8 protein-coding genes, 2 tRNA genes and 1 rRNA gene are annotated in these 7,882 nt (G+C 44.7%); 1 reads left to right on the plus strand and 10 read right to left on the minus strand.

Annotated elements, in window-relative coordinates:
* Positions 1-7: 7 nt before the first annotated feature.
* The 7 genes from hscA to trmJ form a co-directional block, all read right to left on the minus strand.
* Positions 8-1,861, minus strand: coding sequence for a Fe-S protein assembly chaperone HscA (gene hscA / locus QMA41_RS20255; RefSeq protein WP_281630457.1), 1,854 nt, complete (start codon positions 1,859-1,861; stop codon positions 8-10).
* A 19-nt stretch (positions 1,862-1,880) separates the two neighbouring features.
* Positions 1,881-2,396, minus strand: coding sequence for a co-chaperone HscB (gene hscB / locus QMA41_RS20260; protein WP_281630458.1), 516 nt, complete (start codon positions 2,394-2,396; stop codon positions 1,881-1,883).
* Positions 2,397-2,451: 55 nt separating this feature from the next.
* Positions 2,452-2,775 (minus strand): iron-sulfur cluster assembly protein IscA, encoded by a 324-nt coding sequence (gene iscA, locus QMA41_RS20265; RefSeq protein WP_006959829.1) that lies wholly within the window; start codon positions 2,773-2,775, stop codon positions 2,452-2,454.
* 67 nt (positions 2,776-2,842) lie between these two features.
* Positions 2,843-3,226, minus strand: coding sequence for a Fe-S cluster assembly scaffold IscU (gene iscU, locus QMA41_RS20270; RefSeq protein WP_004412993.1), 384 nt, complete (start codon positions 3,224-3,226; stop codon positions 2,843-2,845).
* Positions 3,227-3,277: 51 nt separating this feature from the next.
* Positions 3,278-4,492, minus strand: coding sequence for an IscS subfamily cysteine desulfurase (locus tag QMA41_RS20275; RefSeq protein ID WP_006959830.1), 1,215 nt, complete (start codon positions 4,490-4,492; stop codon positions 3,278-3,280).
* 29 nt (positions 4,493-4,521) lie between these two features.
* Positions 4,522-5,028 (minus strand): Fe-S cluster assembly transcriptional regulator IscR, encoded by a 507-nt coding sequence (iscR, locus tag QMA41_RS20280; RefSeq protein ID WP_038513385.1) that lies wholly within the window; start codon positions 5,026-5,028, stop codon positions 4,522-4,524.
* 118 nt (positions 5,029-5,146) lie between these two features.
* On the minus strand, positions 5,147-5,872 hold the full coding sequence (gene trmJ / locus QMA41_RS20285) for a tRNA (cytosine(32)/uridine(32)-2'-O)-methyltransferase TrmJ (protein ID WP_281630462.1): 726 nt from the start codon (positions 5,870-5,872) through the stop codon (positions 5,147-5,149).
* Positions 5,873-6,050: 178 nt separating this feature from the next.
* Between trmJ and suhB the strand changes: the two genes are divergently transcribed.
* On the plus strand, positions 6,051-6,854 hold the full coding sequence (gene suhB, locus QMA41_RS20290; RefSeq protein WP_281630459.1) for an inositol-1-monophosphatase: 804 nt from the start codon (positions 6,051-6,053) through the stop codon (positions 6,852-6,854).
* 564 nt (positions 6,855-7,418) lie between these two features.
* Here suhB and QMA41_RS20295 read toward each other — a convergent pair.
* From QMA41_RS20295 to rrf, 3 genes are all read right to left on the minus strand, one after another.
* Positions 7,419-7,495: transfer RNA gene (locus QMA41_RS20295), tRNA-Trp, on the minus strand.
* 35 nt (positions 7,496-7,530) lie between these two features.
* Positions 7,531-7,607, minus strand: a tRNA-Asp gene (locus tag QMA41_RS20300).
* A 31-nt stretch (positions 7,608-7,638) separates the two neighbouring features.
* Positions 7,639-7,754, minus strand: a 5S ribosomal RNA gene (rrf, locus tag QMA41_RS20305).
* Positions 7,755-7,882 lie beyond the last annotated feature (128 nt).

Consider the following 7,882-nt stretch of genomic DNA (forward strand, 5'->3'; position numbering starts at 1 on the left):
TTATCTCTTAAATATCATCTACCGATTGACCTGACAGTGCAGCTCGAATCGATTTATCCATACGGCGCGAAGCAAAATCCTGGCTCGCTTTATCAGTGTCTTTGATTCCCTGTTCAATGGCATCCGCACTGTCGCCATTGCGCAGTTCAATCAATGATTCAATCGATTTAATCAGGGCTTCTCTTTCCGCTTCAGACAGTAAGTCATCACCGTCTGCTTGCATTGCAGCAAGTAACCCTTCAATGACACGATCAGCTTCCACTCGCTGCTCAGCCAGTGCACGAGCCATCATGTCGTCTTTCGCATACGTCATTGAGTCACGCAGCATATTTGCCACTTCATCGTCACTCAAACCATAAGACGGTTTAACTTGTATTTCGGACTGAACCCCTGTGCTCTTTTCCATTGCAGTGACCGAAAGAAGGCCATCAGCATCAACCTGGTAAGTCACTCGAATATGAGCAGCACCAGCGGCCACTGGAGGAATGCCTTTCAATGAGAAACGCGCCAATGAACGGCAGTCATCGACCATTTCACGTTCGCCTTGAACAACGTGAACGCTCATTGCAGTCTGACCATCTTTAAAAGTGGTAAATTCTTGCGCTCGTGCAACCGGAATCGTGGTATTGCGTGGAACAATTTTCTCGACCAATCCCCCCATGGTTTCAATACCTAGAGACAGTGGAATCACATCAAGAAGCAACATTTCAGAGTCTGGCTTGTTACCAGCGAGAATATCAGCCTGAATGCCCGCACCGATCGCAACAACCTCATCAGGGTTAATGCTTGTTAGTGGCGTACGACCAAAAAATTCACCGACCATTTCACGTACCAGCAGTGTACGAGTCGAGCCACCAACCATCACGACTTCTAGCACATCATCTGTGTCTACTTCGGCATCTTTTAGTGCGCGGCGACAAGACATCAACGTCTTTTTCACTAGTGGACGAATTAAAGATTCAAACTCATCACGAGATACAGAACCAGTCCAACCAAGCACCTCAACGTCTACACTCTCTTGCTGTGAAAATGCAATTTTGGTCTCTGTAGCGACATTTAAAACAATGCGGTTCTGCTCCGCAGTTAGCTCCGTTTGGATCCCAGCTTTTTCAATCAAGAACTCAGCAAGAAGATGATCAAAATCATCTCCGCCTAAAGCGGAATCACCACCAGTCGCTAGAACTTCGAAGACACCTTTGGATAATCGCAGAATAGAGATGTCGAATGTACCACCACCAAGATCGTAAACCGCGATAGTGCCTTCTTGGCCTGAGTCTAGGCCGTAAGCAATCGCTGCTGCAGTTGGCTCATTTAGTAAGCGCAGAACATGAAGACCAGCCAGTTTAGCCGCATCTTTTGTACCAGCTCGCTGAGCATCATCAAAGTAAGCAGGCACGGTAATCACAACACCAGCTAACTCTCCTCCAAGCGTTTGTTCAGCACGCTTACCTAATGATTTGAGAATCTCTGCTGAGACTTCAATCGGGTTTTTGTCACCAGTTGCTGTTTGAAGCACCGGCAAACCATTATCGCTCGCTTTAAATTGATAAGGTAGATTTGGGTAACGAGTCTGAATGTCACTCAATGAACGACCAATTAGGCGTTTCACTGAAATAATGGTGTTTTGCGGATCAGTTTCCGCCAGTGCTTTGGCTTCATAACCTACTTCAGGTTGTTCACCGGCATAATTGACTATCGATGGTAAGATACTGCGTCCTTGATCGTCTTTCAATGTCGCTGCATCTCCGCTGCGAACAGAAGCTACCAATGAGTTCGTCGTACCGAGATCGATACCAGCTGCCAGTTTATGCTCATGGGGTGCCGAGCTTTGACCCGGTTCTGCAATTTGAAGTAGTGCCATGGTTGGTCCTTATCTTTAACTAGCCGAGGAGTTTCTCTTCCACTAGCTCGATTTCATTTTTTAATTTGGCGATAAATTTGAGTTTACGTACACGCTCAGCGGCTTGTTGCCAAAGGCCATCATTCAGTTCCTGCTCTACCGATTTCAGGTGCTGCTTGTACATTTTGCTCACCTTGTTGTCAAAATCGAATAGTGCGTCTTCTGGTTCTGAACTAGATGTAATATCCTCAAGCTCTTCACGTAATTCCATCTGTTCCATTAGGAACATAGGATCACTCATGGTTTGTTGCTCACCACGAGTATCAACACCGTTTTCTGCCAGAAGATACTCTGCACGAGACAGAGGGCTCTTTAATACTTGATAGGCATCGTTGATTTCCGATGCTTTCTGAACCGCCATAAGACGGTCTCGCTCTGAAGCACTGGCAAAGTTATCTGGATGGAAGCGTTTTTGAAGTTCACGGAATTGTGAAGAAAGAAGGCTACCATCCAGCTGAAACTGACTTGGTAGCCCAAATAATTCAAAGTAATTCATGGAGAATTCGGTCCTTGGTAATCTACCTGCAAGCAATACCTGCAGGCGCTATCAATTATACGTTGAAGCTTTCACCGCAACCACATTCACTTTTAGCATTCGGGTTGTTAAATTCGAAGCCTTCATTCAACCCTTCTTTAACGTAGTCAAGCTCAGTACCATCTAAATACGCTAGGCTCTTTTGGTCAATAATGACCTTAACGCCAGAATGCTCGAATACTGAATCTTCTTCGTTAAGCTCGTCAACAAACTCAAGAACATAAGCCATTCCAGAACAGCCTGTCGTTTTCACACCCAAACGCAAACCGATCCCTTTACCTCGGTTTTCTAGGAATGTTCTAACGCGACTTGCCGCGGTTTCTGTCATTGTGATGGCCATACTGCACCTTAGTTTATTGATTGGCGAACGGAATGGGAGCTTTAGGCTCCCATTATATACAGATTACTTATTCTTGGTGTTTTTTCTTGTAGTCAGCAACCGCTGCTTTGATTGCATCTTCAGCAAGGATTGAGCAGTGTACTTTAACTGGAGGCAGCTCAAGTTCTTCAGCAATCTCAGCATTCTTGATTGCTGCTGCTTCATCAATGCTCTTGCCTTTTACCCACTCAGTAACCAGTGAGCTAGATGCGATTGCACTACCACAACCGTATGTTTTGAACTTCGCATCTTCAATAATACCTTCAGGCGTTACTTTAATTTGAAGCTTCATTACGTCACCACAAGCTGGTGCGCCAACCATGCCGCTACCTACCGCTGGGTCTTCTTTATCAAATGAACCAACGTTACGTGGGTTCTCGTAGTGATCAATTACTTTTTCGCTATATGCCATGATATTTACCTCGAATCCTCTATTAACTGACTTGGAATAACCTGATTGAAATTAGTGGTGAGCCCACTCAACTGTATCTAGGTCAATTCCTTCCTTGTACATATCCCATAGAGGAGACATGTCACGCAGTTTAGTTACTGCGGTACGAATTTGTTCAATTGCGTAATCAATTTCTTCTTCAGTCGTAAAGCGACCGAAAGAGAAACGAACAGAGCTATGTGCTAATTCATCGTTTAGACCAAGAGCACGCAGTACGTATGAAGGCTCTAGACTTGCCGATGTACATGCACTACCTGAAGATACCGCTAGATCTTTAAGCGACATCAGTAGAGATTCACCTTCAACAAAGGCAAAGCTAACGTTCAAGTTGTGAGGAACACGTTGCTCAAAGTCACCATTAACTGTTACAGCTTCTAAATCTTTAACACCATCAAATAGTCGGTTGCGAAGTGCAAGAGCATGGTCGAAATCTTTTTGCATATCTTCTTTAGCAATACGGAACGCTTCACCCATACCAACAATTTGGTGAGTAGCTAGTGTTCCTGAACGGAAACCACGCTCGTGACCACCACCGTGCATTTGTGCTTCTAGGCGAATACGTGGCTTACGACGAACGTATAGTGCACCGATACCTTTAGGGCCATACGCTTTATGAGCAGACAGTGAGATAAGGTCTACTTTCATTTCCTTCACATCGATTGGTAACTTACCCGCAGACTGCGCGGCATCAACGTGGAAAACAACTTTACGTTCGCGGCAAAGTTCACCAATAGAAGAGATATCCTGAATCACACCAATTTCGTTGTTCACGTGCATGATAGAAACCAATACAGTATCTTCACGCATTGCGGCTTCAAGCTTCTTAAGATCAATCAAACCGTTAGACTCAGGCTCAAGGTAAGTTACCTCAAAACCTTCGCGCTCTAGTTGGCGACATGGATCCAAAACCGCTTTGTGCTCAGTTTTACACGTAATTACGTGTTTACCTTTCTTAGAATAGAAATGAGCTGCGCCTTTAATAGCTAGGTTATCTGATTCTGTCGCGCCAGAGGTGAAGACGATTTCGCGAGGGTCTGCGTTCAGTAGATCAGCAATTTGTTCACGAGCAGTGTCTACTGCTTCTTCTGCCTGCCAGCCATATCGATGTGAACGCGATGCTGGGTTGCCAAACGTACCGTCCATTGTCATGTACTGAACCATTTTTTCAGCCACACGAGGGTCAACAGGACAAGTCGCTGAGTAATCTAGATAAATAGGCAGTTTCATTCTCTACTCCAATGTAACAGGCAAACCGCTTAAGAGCGGACATTTACACCGATGGGCGCGGTGTTAGAATTCTTGTTAGAAAACCCATGATTTACCGCAAGACCAAGATCTTGTCGGTCTGAAATTTCTAGGACTTCGTTATCCGTCATCAACTCACCGAGAGTGATGTTGTTTAAGAAGTCACTGATGCGTGAACTTAAATCACGCCAAAGAGTGTGAGTAAGGCAACGAGTTCCACCTTGACAGTCTGCTCTACCGTTGCATTTGGTCGCATCAACCGACTCGTCTACTGCAGCAATCACTGTACCAATAGCAATAGAGTGAGCGTCTTCACCTAAACGGTAACCACCGCCTGGGCCACGAACACTAGCCACAAGGCCCGCTTTGCGTAGCTTTGAAAATAGCTGCTCTAAGTAAGACAACGAGATCCCTTGTCGCTCTGAAATGTCAGCCAAAGGCACTGGGTTTTGTTGCGAATGCAGAGCCACATCTAACATGGCTGTAACTGCGTATCTTCCTTTAGATGTAAGTCTCATATAACACCATATCCACACTGTTTATGTGATGGCGATTTTTACATACCTGACTAAAATGGTCAAGTATATAATTGACTATTTTAGTCAGGTATTTAACCATAGATACGCTATGGTCAATTTACTGATTGATTTTTTTCTCAATTGAGGTCAGTACACCACGCAGAATATTCAGTTCTTGCGCTTCAGGTCGAGCTCTATTAAATAGCCGACGCAGCTTGTTCATTACTTTCCCCGGTTGCTCATCGCTAATAAATTGGGTCTTGGTGACCACTTTTTCAAGGTGCGAAAAGAACATTTCCAACTCTTTATGTCTTGGGTATTCCGCCACTTCATTAGGCTGATACTGACTCTGCTGCTTTTCTAAATAAGCCATACGAACTTCGTAGCTGAGTGTCTGAACAGCCATCGCCAGATTGAGAGAGCTGTACTCTGGATTAGCAGGAATACAAACATGATAGTGACACGTCTGAAGCTCTTCGTTTGTTAATCCTGTACGCTCCCGGCCAAACACTAATGCAACCCGAGACGTTGCTCCTTGCTCAACAAATTTCTTACCGCATTCACGGGGCTCTAACATTGGCCACTCTAAAGTACGTGAACGTGCACTTGAACCTACAACAAGGCTACAATCAGCCACAGCGTCATTTAATGTATTGACGATCAGTGCCGCTTGGACGATATCTGCTGCACCAGCAGCAAGTGCTATTGCCTGTTCATCTATCTCACACTGTGGGTCAACAAGTACTAAGTTAGTCAGCCCCATAACTTTCATTGCTCGTGCGGCCGAGCCAATGTTTCCAGAGTGAGAGGTTCCGACAAGTACAACTTTGACATTGTTTAGCATTGGTGTTTTCCAAGACGTAATTTCGAACTGCGCGATATTACCATACACCTGAGTAAAATGGTCAGACCCTTTGCGGTAATAAAACCAAAAGTTCAAAAAATAACCACTTCCATTTCGGTGTTTATCTGATATACTGCCGCCCGTTTTTCTGTTCTTTAACATCCGTTGGGAAATTAGTATGCATCCAATGCTTAATATTGCTATTCGTGCTGCACGAAAAGCAGGCAACCATATTGCTAAATCTTTAGAAAATGCTGAGAAGATTGAATCGACTCAAAAAGGCGTCAATGACTTCGTTACTAACGTAGACAAAGAAGCAGAAGCTATCATCATCGATACTATCAAAGCCTCTTACCCTGATCACACTGTAATTGGTGAAGAGTCAGGCCTTCTTCAAGGTAAAGATGATGAAGTACAATGGATCATCGACCCACTGGATGGCACTACAAACTTTGTAAAAGGTTTACCTCACTTCTCTGTTTCTATCGCTGTGCGCATCAAAGGCAAAACAGAAGTTGCTTGTGTTTACGACCCAATGCTGAATGAGCTTTTCACCGCTCAACGAGGTTCTGGCGCGCAACTTAATAATGCTCGTATCCGCGTCAAGCAAGTAAAAGACCTACAAGGAACTGTTTTAGCAACGGGCTTCCCATTCAAACAAAAACAGCATTCAGAGACTTACTTTAAGATCATGTCAGCACTATTCGTTGACTGTTCTGATTTCCGTCGTACTGGCTCTGCTGCTCTAGACCTATGTTACCTTGCAGCAAGCCGTGTAGATGGTTTCTTTGAGCTTGGCCTTAAACCGTGGGATATCGCCGCTGGTGAGCTTATTGCTCGTGAAGCCGGTGCTATTGTTACTGATTTTGCTGGCGGCACTGACTACGTAAAATCAGGTAATGTTGTAGCTTCAAGCGCTCGTGGTGTAAAAGGTATCCTTAAGCACATTCGCGAAAATGGCAATGAAGCATTGCTAAAATAATATTAAGCTCCGTCACAGCTGAATCATCAAGCCCGCTCTGTTGAGCGGGCTTTTTTATTTCTTCGTTATGAGAATAATCAATATGAACTGTTTTCAGTGCGTTACCCCCGTCCTCGATATCGTGATATAGCATCTTTTCAGACATCGCTTGTTTTAAGCAAGACTTAGAAAACAAGGAGCTTAAGGTCAGATTGACGGTGTAATTTTCGAATCAAGAAACCTACCTTAACTGAAATGAATACTGGCATATTAGTAACGGCTTAGTCCCGACTATGAAGTCTCAGTCTTAATAAGCATGTTGGACTAAAGAGCTGTACTAAGAGCACCCCATAAGCAAGGAGAGCTCAATTCTCTTGAACTTGGAAGACTGCTACTCCCACCAATGTGGTCTTTTCGTCGGAGGAACCTTGTTTGAGCTTTGAAGATGGTTGGACTTACGCTGCAAAAATTCTTACGACTGACACGCGCTATTGATAATTACGGGAACTTCGTAATCTACCAGTTGAAGTAATGATGATCTGAGAAATGAAAAAGGCTCTAGTCTTTCGACTAGAGCCTTGAAGATGGCAGGGGTGGAGAGATTCGAACTCCCAACACGCGGATTTGGAATCCGCTGCTCTGCCAATTGGAGCTACACCCCTAAAATTCGTGTTTAAAGAGACGACTCTCGAATAAGTGGCGGAGCGGACGGGACTCGAACCCGCGACCCCCGGCGTGACAGGCCGGTATTCTAACCAACTGAACTACCGCTCCGCACTGGTTAGACTCTAAGTCTAAATTTAAAGCCTGGCGATGTCCTACTCTCACATGGGGAAGCCCCACACTACCATCGGCGCTATTGCGTTTCACTTCTGAGTTCGGCATGGAATCAGGTGGGTCCACAACGCTATGGTCGCCAAGCAAATTCTTTAATCTGGAAAGCTGTTATTGTGTTCTCTACACATTCAATCTGTTCTTGCTTTGAGTCCATCAAAACCCTTTGGGTGTTGTATGGTTAAGCCTCACGGGCAATTAGTACAGGTTAGCTC

Origin of the sequence: Vibrio sp. St2, assembly GCF_947311885.1 — a bacterium.
Taxonomy (GTDB): Bacteria; Pseudomonadota; Gammaproteobacteria; order Enterobacterales; family Vibrionaceae; genus Vibrio; species Vibrio coralliilyticus.

What these genes read in the sequence shown, in the direction of transcription:
- iscU (WP_004412993.1), bottom strand. Translation starts at nt 3,226, where the DNA reads ATGGCATATAGCGAAAAAGTAATTGATCACTACGAGAACCCACGTAAC.
- suhB (WP_281630459.1), top strand. Translation starts at nt 6,051, where the DNA reads ATGCATCCAATGCTTAATATTGCTATTCGTGCTGCACGAAAAGCAGGC.
- trmJ (WP_281630462.1), bottom strand. Translation starts at nt 5,872, where the DNA reads ATGCTAAACAATGTCAAAGTTGTACTTGTCGGAACCTCTCACTCTGGA.
- QMA41_RS20275 (WP_006959830.1), bottom strand. Translation starts at nt 4,492, where the DNA reads ATGAAACTGCCTATTTATCTAGATTACTCAGCGACTTGTCCTGTTGAC.
- hscB (WP_281630458.1), bottom strand. Translation starts at nt 2,396, where the DNA reads ATGAATTACTTTGAATTATTTGGGCTACCAAGTCAGTTTCAGCTGGAT.
- iscA (WP_006959829.1), bottom strand. Translation starts at nt 2,775, where the DNA reads ATGGCCATCACAATGACAGAAACCGCGGCAAGTCGCGTTAGAACATTC.
- hscA (WP_281630457.1), bottom strand. Translation starts at nt 1,861, where the DNA reads ATGGCACTACTTCAAATTGCAGAACCGGGTCAAAGCTCGGCACCCCAT.
- iscR (WP_038513385.1), bottom strand. Translation starts at nt 5,028, where the DNA reads ATGAGACTTACATCTAAAGGAAGATACGCAGTTACAGCCATGTTAGAT.